The 17,723-nt window shown below is 74.5% G+C and carries 16 protein-coding genes; 5 read left to right on the top strand and 11 right to left on the bottom strand.

Annotation, left to right across the window (positions count from 1 at the left end; genetic code table 11):
• The first annotated feature begins 6 nt into the window (after positions 1 to 6).
• Both ACIOGZ_RS05585 and ACIOGZ_RS05580 read left to right on the top strand, forming a co-directional pair.
• Positions 7 to 582: a DUF6542 domain-containing protein gene (locus tag ACIOGZ_RS05585; protein WP_363582498.1), complete on the top strand. Its 576-nt coding sequence runs from the start codon at positions 7 to 9 to the stop codon at positions 580 to 582.
• Positions 575 to 2,164 (top strand): LCP family protein, encoded by a 1,590-nt coding sequence (locus tag ACIOGZ_RS05580; protein ID WP_400984990.1) that lies wholly within the window; start codon positions 575 to 577, stop codon positions 2,162 to 2,164. The genes ACIOGZ_RS05585 and ACIOGZ_RS05580 overlap by 8 nt, the downstream gene beginning before the upstream one ends.
• A gap of 73 nt (positions 2,165 to 2,237) precedes the next feature.
• On the opposite strand, the gene ACIOGZ_RS05575 is transcribed toward ACIOGZ_RS05580, so the two are convergent.
• Together ACIOGZ_RS05575 and ACIOGZ_RS05570 are read right to left on the bottom strand one after the other, a co-directional pair.
• Positions 2,238 to 2,690, bottom strand: a complete 453-nt coding sequence (locus ACIOGZ_RS05575; protein WP_363582502.1) for a hypothetical protein — start codon at positions 2,688 to 2,690, stop codon at positions 2,238 to 2,240.
• 66 nt (positions 2,691 to 2,756) lie between these two features.
• Entirely contained in the window at positions 2,757 to 4,004 is a 1,248-nt protein-coding gene (locus ACIOGZ_RS05570; protein ID WP_400984988.1) for an MFS transporter, read from the bottom strand.
• Positions 4,005 to 4,140: 136 nt separating this feature from the next.
• Between ACIOGZ_RS05570 and ACIOGZ_RS05565 the strand changes: the two genes are divergently transcribed.
• Positions 4,141 to 4,584 carry a winged helix-turn-helix transcriptional regulator gene (locus tag ACIOGZ_RS05565; protein ID WP_400984987.1) on the top strand — a complete coding sequence of 148 codons (444 nt, stop codon included), beginning with the start codon at positions 4,141 to 4,143 and terminating at the stop codon, positions 4,582 to 4,584.
• Between the two features lie 56 nt (positions 4,585 to 4,640).
• Here ACIOGZ_RS05565 and ACIOGZ_RS05560 read toward each other — a convergent pair whose 3' ends face one another.
• Positions 4,641 to 5,894, bottom strand: a complete 1,254-nt coding sequence (locus ACIOGZ_RS05560; RefSeq protein ID WP_400984985.1) for a DUF6777 domain-containing protein — start codon at positions 5,892 to 5,894, stop codon at positions 4,641 to 4,643.
• A 413-nt stretch (positions 5,895 to 6,307) separates the two neighbouring features.
• Here ACIOGZ_RS05560 and ACIOGZ_RS05555 point away from each other — a divergent pair, with 413 nt between their 5' ends.
• Positions 6,308 to 7,708, top strand: a complete 1,401-nt coding sequence (locus ACIOGZ_RS05555) for a streptophobe family protein (RefSeq protein WP_363582510.1) — start codon at positions 6,308 to 6,310, stop codon at positions 7,706 to 7,708.
• Positions 7,709 to 7,729: 21 nt separating this feature from the next.
• Here the strand turns inward: ACIOGZ_RS05555 and ACIOGZ_RS05550 are convergent, their stop codons facing one another.
• The 4 genes from ACIOGZ_RS05550 to ACIOGZ_RS05535 all read right to left on the bottom strand — a co-directional run bounded on the left by ACIOGZ_RS05550 (position 7,730) and on the right by ACIOGZ_RS05535 (position 12,451).
• The gene (locus ACIOGZ_RS05550) at positions 7,730 to 8,104 is read right to left on the bottom strand and encodes a DUF1304 family protein (protein ID WP_350885526.1); all 375 of its coding nucleotides are present in this window, start codon (positions 8,102 to 8,104) and stop codon (positions 7,730 to 7,732) included.
• 61 nt (positions 8,105 to 8,165) lie between these two features.
• Complete coding sequence (locus ACIOGZ_RS05545; protein WP_363582767.1) at positions 8,166 to 9,158, bottom strand: serine/threonine-protein kinase; 993 nt, start codon at positions 9,156 to 9,158, stop codon at positions 8,166 to 8,168.
• A 179-nt stretch (positions 9,159 to 9,337) separates the two neighbouring features.
• The gene (locus tag ACIOGZ_RS05540) at positions 9,338 to 9,928 is read right to left on the bottom strand and encodes a hypothetical protein (protein WP_363582512.1); all 591 of its coding nucleotides are present in this window, start codon (positions 9,926 to 9,928) and stop codon (positions 9,338 to 9,340) included.
• Between the two features lie 129 nt (positions 9,929 to 10,057).
• Positions 10,058 to 12,451, bottom strand: a complete 2,394-nt coding sequence (locus tag ACIOGZ_RS05535) for an FHA domain-containing protein (RefSeq protein ID WP_363582514.1) — start codon at positions 12,449 to 12,451, stop codon at positions 10,058 to 10,060.
• Between the two features lie 214 nt (positions 12,452 to 12,665).
• On the opposite strand from ACIOGZ_RS05535, the gene ACIOGZ_RS05530 reads away from it, so the two are divergent.
• A complete protein-coding gene (locus tag ACIOGZ_RS05530) occupies positions 12,666 to 13,937 on the top strand; it encodes an acyltransferase (RefSeq protein WP_363582516.1) in 1,272 nt (423 codons plus the stop codon).
• A 73-nt stretch (positions 13,938 to 14,010) separates the two neighbouring features.
• On the opposite strand, the gene ACIOGZ_RS05525 is transcribed toward ACIOGZ_RS05530, so the two are convergent.
• Genes ACIOGZ_RS05525 through ACIOGZ_RS05510 form a run of 4 tightly spaced genes read right to left on the bottom strand, consistent with a single transcriptional unit; the run spans position 14,011 to position 17,716 of the window.
• Entirely contained in the window at positions 14,011 to 14,799 is a 789-nt protein-coding gene (locus ACIOGZ_RS05525; RefSeq protein ID WP_363582518.1) for a DUF3050 domain-containing protein, read from the bottom strand.
• A 15-nt stretch (positions 14,800 to 14,814) separates the two neighbouring features.
• A complete protein-coding gene (locus ACIOGZ_RS05520) occupies positions 14,815 to 15,783 on the bottom strand; it encodes a transketolase C-terminal domain-containing protein (RefSeq protein ID WP_363582520.1) in 969 nt (322 codons plus the stop codon).
• Positions 15,780 to 16,805 (bottom strand): thiamine pyrophosphate-dependent dehydrogenase E1 component subunit alpha, encoded by a 1,026-nt coding sequence (locus ACIOGZ_RS05515; RefSeq protein ID WP_363582522.1) that lies wholly within the window; start codon positions 16,803 to 16,805, stop codon positions 15,780 to 15,782. Before ACIOGZ_RS05515 ends, ACIOGZ_RS05520 begins: the two co-directional genes overlap by 4 nt.
• Positions 16,802 to 17,716, bottom strand: a complete 915-nt coding sequence (locus ACIOGZ_RS05510; protein WP_363582524.1) for a phytanoyl-CoA dioxygenase family protein — start codon at positions 17,714 to 17,716, stop codon at positions 16,802 to 16,804. Before ACIOGZ_RS05510 ends, ACIOGZ_RS05515 begins: the two co-directional genes overlap by 4 nt.
• Positions 17,717 to 17,723 lie beyond the last annotated feature (7 nt).

Below are 17,723 nucleotides of genomic sequence, written 5' to 3'. Positions count from 1 at the left end.
GTGCGCATGGCCGGGCAGCGGGCGAGAACGCCGTACCAGGACGCGGGACCGCGCACCGAGGACCCCGCCCTGCCCGCGCAGCGCTCGCGCGCGGCCGACCGGGCGGAGCCCGCCGCGCCACCCGCCGCCCGCCCGCCACGGACCGCGGCCTCCCGCCGCCGGCCGCAGGCCCGCCGGGGAGGCCGGCTGACGGTGCTGCTCACCGCCGTCGGCCTGCCCGTCCTCGGCGGTGTCGCGGACGAACTCGGCGGCCCCGGCGTCGGCGTGCTCTTCGCGGTCGGTGCGGTCGGCGGGACGGGCGCCGCGGCGGCGCTGTGCAGCCGGGCCGGCCGCTGGTGGGTCGTCACCGCGGCCCCGCTCGTGGTGCTGCTCGGCGCCGCCGGCATCGAGTACCTGGCGAACCGGGACGCGTACCAGGGCAAGCAGCTCGGCACCGGCGCGCTGCGGTGGGTGGTGGGGGCGTTCCCGGTGATGGCGGCGGCGGTGGGGGTCGCGCTGCTGGTCGTCGCGGTCCGCGTCGCGCTCGACCGCCGACGGCCCCGCAGTGCGGGCACCCCGACCGGAAGGAGCCGTCGTGGCTGATCGCGCCGCCCGCCTCCGCCCGCGCGGCCGCGCCCCGCGCCGCGGCACCGCCCCGCTGACCGTCGCCGGGCGCACCCTTGCCTGCACCGTCTCCGTCGCCGTCCTCGGTGCCAGCGGCTTCACCTGGTACGAGTACCGCAGCCTCGACGACGGCATGACCAAGTCCACCGCGCTGAGCGAGGCCAAGAAGAACGCCCCGCCCCACCTCGACAAGTCCGTCAACCTGCTGCTGATCGGCCTCGACAGCCGCAAGGACATGGACGGCAACGACCTGCCCAAGCAGTTCGTCGAGGACGAACTGCACGCCGGGTCGAGCGAGATCGGCGGCTACAACACCAACGCCCTGATCGTCCTGCACATCCCGGCCAACGGCGGCAAGGTCACCGCGCTGTCCGTCCCGCGCGACGACTACGTGCAGACCGCCGGCGCCGACGGCAAGATGCACAAGATCAAGGAGGCCTACGGCATCGCCAAGGTGGCCGCCGAGCAGAAACTCGCCGGCAAGGGGCTCTCCAAGGCCGACCTGGAACGGCAGAGCCGCGAAGCCGGGCGCTCCGCCACCATCCAGACCGTGCAGAGCTTCCTCGACGTCCCGATCGACCACTTCGCCGAGGTCAACCTGATCGGCTTCTACGACATCGCCAAGGCCGTCGAGCCGATCCAGGTCTGCCTCAACCACCCCGTCGACGATCCGATCATCGCCCGTACCGCCGCCCACGAGGGCGGCGGAACCGGCCTCAAGCTCCCCGCCGGCATCAGCTCCCTCAACGCCGCCCAGGCCCTCTCCTTCGTCCGCCAGCGCCACCACCTCGCCAACGGCGACCTCGACCGCACCCACCGGCAGCAGGCGTTCATCTCCTCCGTCGAGTACCGGCTCAAGCAGCAGGGCATCCTCAACGACTTCGGGCAGATGCAGAAGCTGTTCGGGGTGGTGAAGAAGGACGTCGTCATCGACAACGAGTGGAACATCCTCGACTTCGCCCAGCAGGCGCCCAACCTCACCGGCGGGAACGTCGAGTTCAACACCCTGCCGATCACCGGGTTCAAGACCGTCGGCGGCCAGGAGGTCAACACCGTCAACCCGGAGCTGATCAAGAAGATCGTCCGGCAGCTGTTCAACCGCGAGCCGGCCCCCGTCCAGGCCGTCCCCGCGCCCACCGAGACGGCCGCCGAGACCGCCACCCCCTCGCCGTCCGCGGCTTCCCCGACCGTGACCAGGGCCGTCGTGGACGTCAACGCCGTCGCGGGCGCCGGCGCGGCCGCCACCGAGTCCAAGGCCCTCACCGAACTCGGCTACCAGCCGGGGAAGATCGGCGACGCCGCCGCCAGGACCAGGGCCACCACCGTCACCTACGGCAGCGGCGCCAAGGCCGACGCCCAGCAGCTCGCCACCCGCTACGGCGTCACCGCCACCGCAGCCGCCGTCGTCGCCCCCGGCCACATCGTCGTCACCCTCGCCGTCACCCGCACCCCCAGCCCCTCCGCCGCCACCGGGCCGGGCGACGCGACCACCGACCCCGCCGCCGGCCTCCCCATGCAGGGCCCCGCCGTCAAGGCCGGCGGCATCCCCTGCGTGGACTGACGGGCGGCGGCGGGCGCCGCGCGGCCGCACCCACGAGGCGGCGGGCGAACCGGCCCGGCGGCCGAACCGGCCGTCACGGGAGGGGAGTCCGGCCCCGGGCGCGCTGGACGAGCAGGCCGACCAGCCACAGCAGGACCGCCGTGGCGCCCACCGCGGCCAGCACGTAGGTCGCGGGCATGTCGTCGTTGGGGTAGTGGTCACCGGCCACGCGGACGGTGGCCGGGTCGTCCGCCGCCGCCTCCAGGGGGACGGTCATCCCGACGTGCGGCTTCTCGACCCGTTTGAGGCCGAGCGCCGACGTGCGGTAGTCGCGATCCCCCACCCGGTAGGTGACGGTGTAGAGCCAGCCGCCCTTGCGCAGGGCCACGGCGCTGACCGTCCCGTCCACCCGCAGCGGCGCGGCGTCTATCCGGCTCGCGGCCCGCCACTGCGCGGACGCGGCGAACAGGCTCCAGCAGAGCACCAGCAGCGAGACCACCGCGCCCGCCAACGGAAGGGACCACACCCGGCGTAACACTGCCTTCATGGCCGGGACGATACCCGCCTCGTGACGCGCCGTCGGATCAGGGGGAGGAGCGGTTCGGGGGTTTCGTCAATTCTGCTTCCTGGCAAGCCAGTAGAGCAGTGCGGCCAGGCTGGTGGCCGCGCCGAGGAGGCAGACGGCCGTCCAGCCCCAGCGCTCGTAGACGACGGTGGAGCCGATCGCGCCCGCCGCGCAGCCGGCGGAGTAGAGGAGCATGTACCCGGCGGTGAGCCGGCTCTGCGCCTCGGGGCGGACCTGGTACAGCAGGTGCTGGTTGACCACGTGCACGGACTGCAGGCCGTAGTCGATCACCACCATGGCGAGCACCAGCCACCACACCGAGTGCGGCAGCAGGGCCGCCGGGATCCAGGCGGCGAGCATGGCCAACAGGCCGATGCCGGCGGTACGTTCGGCCCGGCCGCGGTCGGCCTGGCGGCCCGCGTGGCCGGCGCCCAGGGCTCCGGCGGCGCCGGCCAGGCCGAACAGCCCGATCTGGGTGTGACTGAGGCTGAACGGCGGGGCGGCGAGCGGGAGCACCATCGGGGTGAGCAGGACGGTGATGGAGGTGAAGGTGAGCAGCGCGAGGACCGCCCGGGCGCGGAGCACGGGCTCCTCGGCGAAGAGTGTGAACACCGAGCCGATCAGCCGGGGGTAGCTGATCCGTGCGGTCTGCGAGGTCTGCTCGGTCTGCTCGGTCTGCTCGGTCTGCGCCGACGGTCGGTGGCGTTCGGCCGGGAGGACGACCGCGACGGCGAGGGCCATCGCGCCGGTGGCGACGGCGGACACCACGTAGACGGCGCGCCAGCCGGCCAGGTCGCCGATGGTGCCGGCGACGGTGCGGGCGAGCAGGATGCCGACCACGATGCCGCTGGTGACGGTGCCGACCACCCGGCCCCGGTCGGCGGGCGCGGCGAGCGAGGCCGCGTACGCGACGACGACCTGGGCGACCACCGCGAGGACGCCGACGGCAGCCATCGCGGCGAGCATCAGCAACGCGGAGGGGGCGAGCGCGACGGCGGCGAGGGCGAGCACGGAGAGCCCGAGCTGGGCGGTCGTGAGGGTGCGGCGGTTGACGCGGTCGCCGAGCGGGACGAGCAGCAGCAGGCCGAGCGCGTAGCCCGTCTGGGTGAGGGTGCCGACGAGGCCGATGGTGGCCGGGTCGATGCCGTAGTCCGCGGCGATGAGGTCGAGCAGGGGCTGTGAGTAGTAGACGTTGGCGACGGCGAGGCCGCAGGCGACGGAGAGGAGCCAGGCGGCGGCGGGTGGCAGGCCACGTGAGGGTGCTTCGGCGGCGGTGGCGCGGGTGGGCGAGGTCATGGGCGGGTCTTCCTGGTGGCGGGCACGGCCGACTGGTTTCAAAGTGCTACCACGCCACCCTGGCATAATGTGGTTTCAATAAGCAACCGCGCGACTCGCCGATAGGCTGGGCGCCGACCGGTGGAAGGTGGGAGAAGTGCCGAAGCGCACCACGCACGAGGAGTCGACCTGCCCGGTCGCCCGCCCGCTCGACGTCGTCGGCGACGGTTGGACGCTGCTGATCGTCCGCGACGCCTTCGACGGGCTGCGCCGCTTCGGCCAGTTCCAGAAGAACCTGGGCCTCGCCAGGAACATCCTCTCGGCCCGCCTCGCCAACCTGGTCGCCAACGGGGTGTTCGCGCTCGCGCCGGCCGCCGACGGCAGCCCGTACCAGGAGTACGTGCTGACCGAGAAGGGGCGCGCCCTCTTCCCGGTGATCACGGCGCTGCGGCAGTGGGGCGACCAGTGGTTCTTCGCTGAGGGCGAGCCGCGCGCCCGGCTGGTGGAACGCGGGACGGGCGCGCCGATCGAGGCGATGGAGGTCCGTGTGGCCGGCGGCCGGGCGCTGGGGCCCGAGGACGCCGAGGTGCTGCTGCCCTGAGGTGCGCCGCCACCGGCGGCGGATGGGCGGCGGGCGGTGCCGGGGAGTCGGGCGGATCAGCTGGGGGTGGCGCTCCCGGCCGTCGCGGTCTTCGGGGGCTCGGTGGTCGTCGTGGTGGTCGTCGCGGTGGTGCCGTTGGTGGTGTTCGTCGCGGTGGAGCCGGTCGTGCTCTCCGGGGCCTTGGTGCTCGGCGTCTGGGTCGGCGTCTTGGTGGTGGACGACCCCGTGGACGAGCTGGCCGAGGAGCCGGTGGACGCGGACGCGGTGCCGGTCGACCTGGTCGTCCCGGTCGGGGCGCCCGAGGAGGTGGACGACGTTGCCGAGGCGGAGCCCGTCCCGGTCGAGGCGCCCGAGGACGTCGCTCCCGAGGAGGTCGAACCCGAGGTCGTCGCCGAGCCGGACCCGGAGGTCGCCCCGGAGGTCGAGGCGGAGGTCGCCCCGGAGGTCGAGTGCGACGTCGAGGCCGTGCCCGCCGGCGTGGTGGGCGTCATCTTCCCCGGCGGCGGGATGCCGGGCGCCAGCGGCCCCTTGGGCGGTCCGACGTTCCGGTCGACCACGTCGATCCGCCCGGTCAGCCGGGAGAACCAGCCGCCCGTCTCGATGTTCACCAGGATGATCTCGGTCACCGGCTGCGGCGCGGGCACCACGACGACCAGCGTGGTCGGGTGGAAGCCGGCCCATGCCTTCCCGGTGTACTTGGCGTCGCTCACCAGCACCGGCGGCTTCAGCGGGTTGCCGCAGGAGCAGCGCACCCGGGGCACGCCCTGGGCGTCCACCAGGACGGCGGTGCCGGCCTGGAGCGCGGACTGGTACTCGACGACGGCGCCGCTCTTGTAGTTGTGGTTGGTGACCCGGGTGTCCACCCGCAGGTAGGCCGAGGTCAGCGAGCGCAGGTAGGACGGGACGTCGGACTGCTGGACGCCCGCGGCGGAGGCCCAGGCGCGGCCGGCGTCCCCGCTGGAGACCATCCCGATCAGGCGCTCGGTGTCGCAGCTGGGCTTGGTCATCGTCCCGCCGTACAGCCCGGCGGAGCTGCCCTCGACGCTGTGGATCACCGCCGGGGAGGCGGCCGTGGACCGGCCGCCCGGCCCGGACTGCGCTGCCTGGGCGGACTGCGGCGCCTGGGCAGGGGCGGGGGCGCTCACCCCCTGGGTTTCCACCGATGGGGTGAACGGGTCCGGCCCCGGGTCGGCCGGGGCCTGGAGGGCCACCTCGTTGGCGGCCGGCAGGGTGTCGTGGTGACCACCACCCTGGCTGTTCACGATCAGCACCGTGGCCACCGCGGCCACCGCCAGCGTGCCGGCGGCCAACGCGAGCCCCCGCCCGGAGCGCCACCACGGCGTGTGCGGCCCCCGACCGTCCCCGGAGGGCGGGCCGGGCGGACCAGGCGGCCCGGACGGGGGGCCGGACGGACCGGACGGGCCGGATGCCCCGGACGGCGGCCCGAACCGGCCGCCGCCCGACGGGGGACCGGCCAGCGGGCCGGACGGGGGGCCGTGGGGCGGTTCGCTCGGCGGGCCGGACGGCGGCGGTTGGGAACTCATCGAGGCTCCGTTTCGCAGGCGGCCGACGGACGCGCCGACCCGGGAAGCTCCTGCCACTGGCCTCCATTTCCCCCCGGCTCCCCACCCGCCGCAACAGCAGGTGCGGGGGCCGTCGCCGAGCGTGCCCGCCCGCTGTCGGCCACCCTGGAACGCGAAGCCCGACGCACCGAGGAGGCGCCATGCAGCAGCCCACCACCCGGGTCGCGGGCCCGCCCGGCGCCCTGCGCGGCTGGCTGGACGCACTCGCCGTGGTGCTGGCCGGGTTCGCCGCCATGGCGGCGGTGGCCGCGCTCGGTCTCTGGCTGGCCGGCGCCGACGACCTCCCGGGCGGCGGCTTCCCGGCCGTGCTGGCCGGGGCGGTGGCGCTGGCCGTCGGCGGATCCATCCAACTCGACGGTGGGGCTGGGCAGTTCGCCGCAGTGGATGCCGGGATCAGCGCCATGCCGCTGTCCGTCTCGCTGGCCGGCGCGGTGGTGATGGCCGAGGTATTCCTGCGTCAGCTGCGTTTCCGCGCGGTGGCCGGCGGCGGCGAACTGCTCGGCCGGATCGCCCGCACGGTGGTGATCTGGCTGGTCGCCCTCGCGCTGCTCACCCTCGGCGCCCGGCACACCTTCGACGTCCCGCTCGGCGGCGACCTGGCGCAGACCATCGGCGGCGCGCTCGGGCTCACCCCGGAGGTCGGCTTCCACGCGGATGCCCCGAGCACGGTCGGCATCGGGCTGGCCTGGCTGCTCGTCGTCCTCGCGGGCACCTTCGCGGTGTCCCGGCGGGCGCCGCTGCCGCGCGCTCTGCTGCCCTACCAACTGGCCGTCCGCCCGGCCGCGTTCGCGCTCTGGCTGGTCCTGCTGGCGTACCTGGTGATCGGGCTGGCGGCCGGGGTGCTGACCGCGATCGTGCACGGCAACGCCCGGCAGACCCTGGCCGTGCTGCTGCTCGCCCTGCCCGACCTGGTCTGGCTCGCCTTCGGCGTCGGGCTCGGCGCGCAGTGGCACGGGCGGCTCAGCGGCGCGCTCGGCCTGCCGGTGCCCAGGCCGCTCGCCGAGGTGCTGCGGGCACCGGACGGGCAGCAGGCCACCATCAGCCTGGGCACCCTCGCCGACCAGGACGCGCGCAGCTGGTGGCTGCTGCCGCTGGCCGCCGTGCTGCTGCTCGCGGCCGGCTTCCTCGCCGCGTACCGCTCGCCGCGCACCGTCCGGCTCTGGCAGCACGCCGTCCGGTTCGCCCTGGCCGGCGCGGTGACGGTACTGCTGGTCGGGCTCTGGACCAGGGCGGACGCCGACTACGGGCTGTCGGTGCTCGGCGTCGGCGTCGGCCAGGGCGGCCTCGGCGACCTGATCGGCTCGCTCCTCGGCGGCGCCAACCCGCTGGCCGGCCTCGGTGGCGGCAGCCTCACCCTGCGCCCGGTGCTGTGGACGGCCGTCCCGCTGGCGGCGGGCTGGGGCCTGCTGACCGGTGCGCTGGGCGCCCTGCTGGCCGCCCGCACCGGCCGCCGGGGCGAGGTCTCCAGCGGCGATGTCCCCGGCGGCGAGGTTTCGGGTGGTGAAGTGCCCGGCGGCAAGGAAGTGCCCGGGGCGGGCTGACGGCTGCCGGGCGGCGCGCGCTCAGAACGCCTCGGCGATGAGGATCGCCGCCGCCGGCAGCGCCTGGGCGAGGGCGCCGCGCCAGACCTTCGGCTCCGAGGCGAAGAGGGTGATCCCGCCGGCGACCATGAAAGCGGCGACGTAGCTGATCACGGCGCGGCCGGAGGCGGCGTGCCCGGTGTGCAGCAGGACCAGTCCGGCGACCAGGCCGAGCGCCAGGAACAGGTTGTAGAAGCCGACGTTGAAGCGCCACAGTCGGACCTCCGGCGCGTCCGCCGTGCTGCCGGTGAGCAGGAAGCGCACCCGCGGGTGGCCGTACAGGAAGCTCTCCAGCGGCCACGCGAGGAGGTGGACCGCGGCGGCGATCACGGCGAAGACCTGGCTCACGGCGTTCATGGCGGTCGGCTTCCTGGGGGTCGGCTTCCTGGGGGGCGGACGGCGGTGGACGGTACGGCGCTCACCACGGCGGCGGGTGGACGACCGGGGCGGCCCACGCGGGCGGCTCGGGCACGACGGCCGCCGCGGCGAGGCCGGGGACGACCGCCTGGACGACCCGGGTCGGCGGCCCGTTCCCGTTCCCGCTCCACGCCCTTGGCGCGGCGCCGTGGCCGGGCACGACGGCGGTGGCCGCGCGCAGCTCGGCGACGAACTGCAGGCAGCTGGCGTAGCGGTCCTGGGGGGCCTTGGCGAGCGCCCGGGCGACCACCGCCTCGACGGCGGCGGGCAGGTCGGGGCGGTGGTCGCGCAAGGTGGGCGGCGGGTCGTTGAGGTGCGCCCAGAGCAGCGCCACGTCGCTCTCCCGGCGGAACGGCGGGGAGCCCGCGAGCATCTCGAAGACCACGCAGCCGAGGCCGTACTGGTCGCAGCGCCCGTCCAGCGGCCTGCCGGAGATCTGCTCGGGCGCGGCGTAGTCCAGCGTTCCGACGATCTGGCCGACGCTGGTCAGGCCGCTCAGCGAGAGGGACTTCTTGGTGAGGCCGAAGTCCGCCAGGTACAGGTGCTCGGGGTGCTCGCTGTCCGTCCCGGCGGCGACCAGCACGTTGCCGGGCTTGACGTCCCGGTGGACCAGGTCGTGGTCGTGCGCGGCGTCGAGCGCGGAGGCGATCTGCAGGGCCAGTCGGGCGGTCCGCTCGGCCGAGAAGGGGCCTCCCCGGTTCATCAGCCCGCGCAGGTCGCCGCCCTCGACGTGGCGCATCGCGATGAACAGGATGCCGTCGTGCTCGCCGGCCTCGAACACCGGGATGATGTGCGGGTGGTCGATCGCGGCGGCGGCCTCGGACTCGTGCATGAAGCGCTGCCGGAACACCTCGTTGCGGGCCAGTTCGGGGGCGAGCAGTTTGACCGCGACGGTCCGGCCGAGCCGCAGGTCCTTGGCCCGGTACACCACGGCCATGCCGCCGCGGCCGATCTCGCGCTCCAGCCGGTAGCCCGCGATCCGGCGCCCGACCATGCCGGCCGGCAGGCCGGGTGCGGACGGCCGGTCGGGGTGGTCGAGCTGGTCGGGGTGGTCCGGCTGGTCGGCATGGCCGGGGCGGTCGGGGCGGTCTCCGGGCACCCGTTCGGCCGGCTGGGCCGCGGGCCGGGCGGCCGGCCGGTCGAGGGGGCGTTCGGGAGGTCGTTCGGCCGGGGTCACGGCGCGCCCGGCCGGGTGGGGGCGTACGGACCGGGCGCGGGCCCCGGTGGGGCGGCGGGGGCGGGCGACGGGGCGGAGGGCGGTGTGGGCGACGGCCCGGGCACCGGCCGGTCGGTGGCCGCGTACGTCTGGAGCTGGAGCCCGTCGCAGTAGCACCAGCGGTCGCGCACCGCGTCGAACACCCAGAGAGCCTCGGCGTCGACGACCAGGCCGATCCGCAGGCCACGGGTCCGCTCCCGGAAGGCCTCCAGGTCCAGGGCGCCCGCCGCGAGGTCCTCCAGCAGGGCGCGGTAGCGGGCCACCGCGGCCTCGGCCTCCACGAGCGCCGGGCGCGGGTCCGCCGTCCGGGTGGGCGGGCCCCCGGCGGTGGGCGGCGGCTCCGGGAGGGCGACCAGCAGGCGGCCGTCGACCCAGGCCGTCCAGCCGTTGGAGCAGAGGATCTGCGCCCAGTCGCCCTGCCGGGCGACCACCCGCACCGGCAGCAGCGCGTCCAGCCGGGTGGCGGGCCGGGCCGGGTCCGGGGCCGCCCAGGTGGCCATCCCGGCCGGTGGGGCGACGTGGGTGGGGCGGAACGCGAACTCGTCCATGGGCGGCTACATTTCCTCCGCCGCGCGAGCCCGCGGCTGCGCGCGGTCATAGCGATGGGACTCGCACCACAGGTCGCTTCCCATTGTACCGGCGCTGGTCGGCCGGGGCCCGGGGCCGCTGTTCGGGACTCAGCGCCGCATGATCGCGGGCTCGTGCCGCCGCAGCAGGGCCAGCACCAGCAGCCCGTACGCGACCGCGAGGCCGGGCAGCACCGCGATGTCGAGCAGCCAGCCGGCGCGCTCGTGGCGGAACATCGGGTCGGCGGTGATCGAGCTCGGGAAGATGCCGTGCAGCTCGACGGTGCGGGCCATCGCGGCCATGCCCCAGCGGGACGGGATCAGCCAGGCGAACTGCTCCAGCCCGGGCACGCCGTGCAGCTTGAGCATCAGGCCGCTGAAGACGATCTGCACCACCGAGAGGAGCACCAGCAGCGGCATGGTGGCCTCCTCCTTGTCCACGATCGCCGAGACCACCAGGCCGAGCATCATCGCCGAGAACGCCAGCAGCGCGACCGCGATGATCAGTTCGGGCAGCTGCGGCATCACCACCCCGGTCGGCACCGCCCAGGAGAGGTCCACCCCGGCCAGGCCGACCACGGTCAGCACGACGGCCTGGGCGGCCGTGACCGTGCCGAGCACCACCACCTTGGAGACCAGGTACGCGGATCTGGACAGTCCGACCACGCGTTCCCGGCGGTAGATCGCCCGCTCCTTGACCACCTCGCGCACCGAGTTGGCGGCGCCGGTCAGCAGGCCGCCGATGCACAGCGTGAGCAGGCAGTTCACGGCGTTGTCCGGGGTGAGCCGGGAGCCGGCCATCACCCGGCACATCAGGCCGATCACGAAGGGCAGCACCACCATGATGGTCAGGAACAGCCGGTCGGCGGCGAGCACCGCGGTGTACCGGCGTACCAGGGTGCCCAGCTGGGAGAACCAGCCCTGCGGCTTCTCCCAGCCGATCGGGTCCCGCCCGGCCACCGGTGCCCGCGCCGGCTCCGCTGCCGGCCCCGCTGCCCCCGGCGCTCCCGGTGCCGCGGCCGGAGTCAGGGACACCGCCTCGGCGGCGACGTACCGCTCGTACTGCGGGGAGGTGCGGAAGCGGCGCTGCCAGGCCTCGTGGTCCTCGTTCTCGAAGGCCTCGAAGGCCTCCGGCCACTCCGCGAAGCCGAAGAACGCCAGTGCCTCGCCCGGCGGGCCGTAGTAGGCCGTCCGGCCGCCGGGGGCGAGCACCAGCAGGCGGTCGCACACGTTCAGGCTCAGCACGCTGTGCGTCACCACGACCACCGTCCGGCCGTCGTCGGCCAGCCCGCGCAGCATGTGCATCACCGAGCGCTCCATGCCCGGATCCAGACCGGAGGTCGGCTCGTCGAGGAACAGCAGCGAGGGCTTGGTGAGCAGCTCCAGCGCGACGCTGACCCGCTTGCGCTGGCCTCCGGAGAGGCTGCCGATCACCTGGTCGGCCCGGCCGGCCAGACCCAGCTCGTGGACCACCTCGACGACCCGGGCCTCCCGCTCGTGCTTCGCGGTGTCGCCGGGGAAGCGCAGCTCGGCGGCGTAGCCGAGCGCGCGGCGGACGGTGAGCTGGGTGTGCAGGATGTCGTCCTGCGGCACCAGGCCGATCCGGCGGCGCAGTTCGGCGTAGTCGCGGTAGAGGTCGCGCCCGTCGTACAGCACGGTGCCCTCGTCGGCGGGGCGCAGCCCGGTGAGTGCGTTGAGCAGGGTGGACTTGCCGGCGCCGCTCGGGCCGGCCACCGCCAGCAGCGCCTTCTCGGCGAGCGGGAAGCTCACGTCGTCCAGCAGCACCCGGTGGTCGGACCCGACCCGGACCACCAGGTGCCGCACGTCCAGGGAGATCTCGCCGGTGTCGGTGTACTCGACCAGGTGGTCGTCGGCGAGGCAGAGCGCGGAGTGGCCGATGCCGACGATGTCGGCCGGGCCGACCGCTGCCCGCTGCACCGGGCGGCCGTTGTGGTAGGTGCCGTTGTGGCTGTCCAGGTCGACGATCTCGTGGCCGCCGCCGGGCAGTTCGCGCAGTTCGGCGTGGTGGCGGGAGACCACGAGGTCGTCCAGGACCAGGTCGTTGTCGTGCGAGCGGCCGATCCGGACCGTGCGGCCGGGCAGCTGGAGCACCGAGCTAGGGCTGCGGAAGGTGCCGGAGGCCTGCGGGGCGAGCAGGGAGGGCCGTTCGCCGGGGTCGGGGCGGGGCAGGCCGGCGAAGGTCGCGGACGGGCCGTCGGCCGGGTCGCCGAAGCGCAGCCGGGTGCCGGGGCCGATGTCCTCGCGGTCGACCCGGCGGCCCTGGTCGTAGGTGCCGTTGGTGCTGCCGGCGTCCTCCAGCAGCCAGTGCCCGTCGGTGGCCCGCAGCACGGCGTGGTGCCAGGAGACCCGGGGGTCGTCCAGGACGACCTCGCTGGTCGGGTCGCGGCCGAGGTGGTAGGCCAGGGCCGGGTCGATCAGCAGCGACCCGGTGTCGGTGACCAGGACGAGGGGCGGCGCGGTGGGTGCGCCCGGGCGCTCTCCCATGCTGGGCATTCTATCGCCGCAGCAGTCCAGCGGCCTTTCCGGATCCCGGGATTGGACTGGACCACTGTGACGGCGCGGCACTATCGTTCGGCGTGCCCGCACGCCACCCGCCGAACAATCGGGGACGGAACGCATGAGTAGTTGGCCGGTGTTGCGAAGATCCCGGACTGTCAGGGCCGGCCGTGCCCCCGGAACGGTGCTGCACTGCGGCCTGATGGACACCATGCTGGCGGACCTCGCCGTCTCGGTCGTGCTCTACTTCGACCAGGCGCTGGACGAGGACCGGCTGGCCGCCGGGCTGGCCCGCGCGCTCGACCGGGTGCCGGTGTTCGCCGGGCGGCTGCGCACCGGCGGGGGAGGCGCCCTCGAAGCGGTCTGCGACGACTCCGGCGTCCCGCTGGACGTCTACACCGTGGACGGCACGCTCGCCGAGGCGATGGGCCGGGTGACGGCCGCCGGCTCCGAACTGGTCGATCCGGTGGACGCCCCGGCCGCGCGCGGTGGCGGCGTACCACTGCTCACCGTCCGGGTCACCCGCACCGGAGACGGCGGGACGGTGTTGGGCTGCTCCTGGCACCACGCGATCGGCGATCTGCACAGCTTCATGCTGCTGCTGCGGATCTGGTCGGCGGCGGTCGAGGACGAGGAGCTGCCGGAGGCCGAACTGGTCGAGGATCAGGACGAGTTGCTGGACCGGGTGCTCCCCGCCGAGGACTGCGGACGGCCCGGCTTCCGGGTGCCCTCGACGGCGCAGGCGCAGCTGCTGGCCCGCGAGGTGGCGGTCGGTCCGCGGGCCAACCGGACCGTCCAGATCTACTTCGGGGACGCCGAAGTCGAGCGGATGCGCGCGGAGTTCAGCGAGACGGCCGGCCGACGGCTCTCCTCCGGTGACGTGCTATGCGCCCATGTCGTCAGCACCATAAGGGAGTTGGATGGCGACGAGGCGGAGCGCTGGCTGACCGTACCGGTCAACGCCCGGCGCTGGCTCGGACTTTCACCCGCCCTGGTGGGCAACCTGCTGGGCGACGTCCACGTGTCGTACCGGCCCGAGGACGGCCCGGCGGCGCTCGCGGGCGCGCTGCGGGCGGCGGTCGAGGAGTTCCCGGCCGCCCACCTCAACCTGCGTTCCAATCTCGGCTTCCTGGCCTCGCTCGGCCGCTCCCGGTTGCGGGACTGCGTGCCGCTGGGCTTCGACCCGCAGGAGCGCCGGTTCAGCTTCTCGAACTGGAGCCGGTTCGGGGCCTATCGGGTGAGCTTCCAGGGGCACCGGCCGGTGTTCTTCAGCCCGGCCGCCAACTATCCGCTTCCCTGGGTGAGTTGGACGGTCGAGGGGTTCGGCGGCACCGGATACCTGACCACCGTGGTGCTGCCGGCCCGGCTCGCCGCCCGGGTGCGGGGGGCGGAGGGCCGGGCCGCGCTGCACCGCTTCCGGAGGGCGGCGGACGAACTGCCCGCGTCGGCCGCCGCCGTCCCGAAGGTGATCTGAGCCGTACCGCACGTGGCGTGAGTCGTACCGCGACGCGCGGGGTGAGCCGCGCCTGGGCCGCGCCTGGGCCGCGCTACGCGAAGGCGGCCTCGATCGCCGTCCACAGCTGCACCCGGGCGCGCAGCGCGGTGCGGACGGTCTCGGCGCACTCGTCCCACTTGGCCTGGTCGTCGCCGCACAGGTCGATCAGCATCTGCATCGCCATCGGGGTGTGCTGCTCGCCGTCGACCTCGATGTGCCGGGCCAGGTAGTCCTTGAAGACGGTGAGCACGCCGTCCGGGTCGTCGATGCCGACCACCTGCGCGAACATGTCCGGGATCAGGTCCTCGCGGCCGAAGGCGAAGGCGGCGGCCCGGCAGTGCACCGGCGCGTTCTCGATGATCGACCAGGTGGTGCCGGTGAAGTCGACGGCGGCCTGCGGCACCGCGGCGGCCTTCAGCGCCTGCGGGACGGCGGTGCCGGTGCCCAGCAGCCCCAGGAACTCCTCCACCGGGCCCGGGTCGGCGCCGGCCTGCCGCATGCCCTCGACGTACAGCTCGAAGTGGCTGGTGTAGCCCTCCCCGAGTTCGTCGCTCTCCTCGACCAGCACGATCTCGTTGATCAGCCGGCGGCTGGCGGTCGGCCCGCTCGGGACCCACGGGACCTCGACGCTGGTGAGGTCGCGTTGCAGGCTCTTCAGCAGCGACATGAAGTCCCAGACCGCGAAGACGTGGCTGTCCAGGAAGGTGCGGACGCGCCCGATGCTGGTCAGCCCGCCGTAGACGCCGTGGCCGACCACCTCGCGGCGCAGCGGGTCGATGGCCTGCTGGAGGCTGGTCAGGCCGGGGTGCGAACGGTCCCAGTGGTAGCGGTTGGTGGACAAGGCGGCTCCTTCTGCTCAGGGGTGCTTGAGGACGGCGTGCAGGGCATGGCGCAGTTGCTCGCGGCCGGGCTGGAGGGCGCGGTCGAGGGCGGGGGCGAACGGCAGGACGGCGCCGTCGGGGCGGGTGACCCGGCGGGGCGGGGCGATCAGGCGCATCTCCTCGGAGGCGGTGGCCAGCACCTCCGCGGCGAAGCCGCAGCTGCGGTTGGAGTCGTCGAAGACGACCAGCCGGCCGGTGCGTTCCAGCGAGGCTGCGAGCGCGGCCCAATCTAGGGGGTACAGCGTGCGGGGGTCGAGGACTTCGACCGAGATGTCCTCGGCGACCTCGTCCGCCACGGCGAGCGCGTCGTGCACCAGGTGTCCGACGGCGACCACGGTGACGTCGGTGCCGGGGCGGTGGATCCGGGCCCGGCCGAGCGGGATCGGCGCGAGGTCCCAGGTGACGGTCTCGCGCACCGGGAGGGCGGCGGCGGGCGCGAACACCACGACCGGGTCCGGGTCGCGGATCGCCGAGCGCAGCAGCCCGTAGGCGTCGGTCGGGGTGGCGGGCACCACGGTCTTCACCCCGGCGTGCGCGAACAGGCTGTACGGGTGGTCGGAGTGCTGCCCGGCCCAGCCGTCCCGGGAGCCCGATCCGGGCACCAGGCAGGTCAGCGGGACGCTCGCCTGCCCGCCGGTCATCAGCGAGAACTTGTGTGCCTGGTTGACGAGTTGCTCGAAGACCAGGAACAGCAGCGAGGGGATCTGGAACTCCAGCACCGGGCGCCGCCCGGTGAGCGCCGCGCCGATCGCCATGGCGGTGAAGGCCTGCTCGGACAGCGGGGTGTCGACGATCCGCTCGGGCCCGAAGCGGTCCAGCAGGCCGAGCGTCGGGCCGGCCATCCCGGCGCCGATGTCCTCGCCGAAGACGCAGACCGCCGGGTCGTCGGCGAGTTCGTCGGCGATCGCCCGGTTGAGGGCCTTGGTGTACGAGAGCCTGGTCATGCCACCGCCCCGGCCCGGGGCCGCAGGCCGTCGGCGTACAGGTGGTCCAACGCGTCGGCCGGGTCGGGGTGTTCGGAGGCGAGGGCGAACTCCTCGGCGGCGGCGAGCTGGCGGGCCACCGCGTCGTCGAGTTCGGCGACGGCGGGCTGCTCCAGCTGGGCGGCGGCCCGGGGGAGCGGGTCGCGGGCGCGCCAGGCCTCGACCTCCTCGGGGGTGCGGTAGTGCAGCTTCATCCGGCGTTCCATGGTGTGGTGGCCCTCGTAGCGGTAGGTGCGGCATTCCAGGAAGCCGGGGCCGCCGCCGGACCGGGCCCGCTCCACCGCGCGCAGGGCGGCGGCGCGGACGGCCTCGGTGTCCATGCCGTCCACCTCCTCGGCGGGGATGCCGAAGGCGGCGGCCCGCCCGGTCGCGCTGCCCGCGACCGCGGTGGCGGCGGGCAGGGTGGTGGCGTAGCCGTTGTTCTCGCAGACGAACACCACCGGCAGGCGCCACATCGCGGCGAGGTTGAACGACTCCAGCAGCACGCCCTGGTTGAGCGCGCCGTCGCCGAAGAAGGCCACGGCCACCCGGCCGTCCCCGGCCTGGCGGGCGGTCCAGGCGGCGCCGACCGCGATCGGGGCGCCGGCGCCGACGATGCCGTTGGCGCCGAGGATGCCGAGCGAGAGGTCGGCGGCGTGCATCGAGCCGCCCCGGCCGCCGTTCAACCCGTCGACGCGGCCCGCGAGTTCGGCGAGCAGCCGGTGCGGTGCGGCGCCCCGGGCGAGCACGTGGCCGTGGCCGCGGTGGGTGCTGGTGAGCCGGTCGGCGGGGCCGAGCGCCGAGCAGACGCCGACCGCGACGGCCTCCTGCCCGATGTACGGGTGGATGCCGCCGGGGATCGCGCCGGCCTTCACCAGGCCGAGCGCCAGCTCCTCGAAGCCGCGGATCAGCCGCAGCATCCGGTAGCGCTCGGCCGGCGTGTCCAGCGGCGCGCTGCCGGGGGCCGCGGTGCCGGGGGGCAGGGTCGCCGGGGGAGCCGTCACCGGGCCCCCCGCCAGATGGTCGGGCAGAACTGCGGGTCCGCGTAGTCGGGCCGGCCGTCGGCGGTGCGGCGCACCAGCACGTCGTGGTTGTACACCACCGGGCCGCCGTCCGCCCGGGTGTGGCGGCGGTACTCGTTGGCGCCGTCCTGGAGGTGCAGCGAGACGGCCCGGCGGGGGAAGGAGGCCAGGTTGGGGCCGCTGCCGTGGTAGGTGCGGCAGTGGTGGAAGGACATGTGGCCGCGCGGGATGTGCATCGGGACGGTGCGCACCTGCTGCCCGTTGTGGGCGGCGTTGGCGGCCAGGATGTCGTCGAGTTGGGTGCGGTCGCGGTCGGCGAAGTGGCGGGTGGAGTCCTCGCCGGAGTCCAGCTCCCGCCAGCGGTGGCTGCCGTCCACCATGGTGATGGTGCCGTTCTCCTCGCGGCAGTCGTGGAACGGGATGAACGCGGTGAGCATCTCCTCCGAGGTGGAGGTCTGCCAGTAGTGCTTGTCGAAGTGCCAGGGCACCTGGTTGCTCGGCTCCCCGGGCACCGGCGGCTTGTAGATCAGGGTCGCCTGGAACACCCGGATCTCCTCGGCGCCGGCCAGCAGGGCGGCCACCGCGCCGATCAGCGGCTTGCGCAGGATCGCGCCGATGGCGTCGCTCTCGTAGTGCACGTAGTCGTTGTGCCGCTGGATCGGGCCCTGCGAGGGATCCCAGGCGGCCAGGCGCGGCGGGCGGGCGGGCAGTTCGCGGTCGCGGTGGCCGCCGTAGTAGAGCTCGGTGGCGGCCTGGAGGGTGTCCAGTTCCTCGTCGCTGAACAGCTTCCGGGACAGGTACCAGCCGTGCTCGCGGTAGTGGGCCACCTCCTCGGGCGTGGGCAGCAGGGCGTGTTCGGCCTCGCTGAGGCGGAACTCGACGGCGGTGGTCATGGGGTGT

This window comes from Kitasatospora sp. NPDC088160 (assembly GCF_044741445.1).
GTDB lineage: Bacteria > Actinomycetota > Actinomycetes > Streptomycetales > Streptomycetaceae > Kitasatospora.
This window is presented reverse-complemented; position numbering and strand designations above follow the sequence as displayed.

Coding starts and splice junctions, on each gene's coding strand:
- ACIOGZ_RS05585 (WP_363582498.1), top strand. CDS start 7: ATGGCCGGGCAGCGGGCGAGAACGCCGTACCAGGACGCGGGACCGCGC.
- ACIOGZ_RS05535 (WP_363582514.1), bottom strand. CDS start 12,451: ATGGGAGAGCGCCCGGGCGCACCCACCGCGCCGCCCCTCGTCCTGGTC.
- ACIOGZ_RS05540 (WP_363582512.1), bottom strand. CDS start 9,928: ATGGACGAGTTCGCGTTCCGCCCCACCCACGTCGCCCCACCGGCCGGG.
- ACIOGZ_RS05510 (WP_363582524.1), bottom strand. CDS start 17,716: ATGACCACCGCCGTCGAGTTCCGCCTCAGCGAGGCCGAACACGCCCTG.
- ACIOGZ_RS05530 (WP_363582516.1), top strand. CDS start 12,666: ATGGACACCATGCTGGCGGACCTCGCCGTCTCGGTCGTGCTCTACTTC.
- ACIOGZ_RS05570 (WP_400984988.1), bottom strand. CDS start 4,004: ATGACCTCGCCCACCCGCGCCACCGCCGCCGAAGCACCCTCACGTGGC.
- ACIOGZ_RS05575 (WP_363582502.1), bottom strand. CDS start 2,690: ATGAAGGCAGTGTTACGCCGGGTGTGGTCCCTTCCGTTGGCGGGCGCG.
- ACIOGZ_RS05550 (WP_350885526.1), bottom strand. CDS start 8,104: ATGAACGCCGTGAGCCAGGTCTTCGCCGTGATCGCCGCCGCGGTCCAC.
- ACIOGZ_RS05555 (WP_363582510.1), top strand. CDS start 6,308: ATGCAGCAGCCCACCACCCGGGTCGCGGGCCCGCCCGGCGCCCTGCGC.
- ACIOGZ_RS05545 (WP_363582767.1), bottom strand. CDS start 9,158: ATGGTCGGGCGCCGGATCGCGGGCTACCGGCTGGAGCGCGAGATCGGC.
- ACIOGZ_RS05520 (WP_363582520.1), bottom strand. CDS start 15,783: ATGACCAGGCTCTCGTACACCAAGGCCCTCAACCGGGCGATCGCCGAC.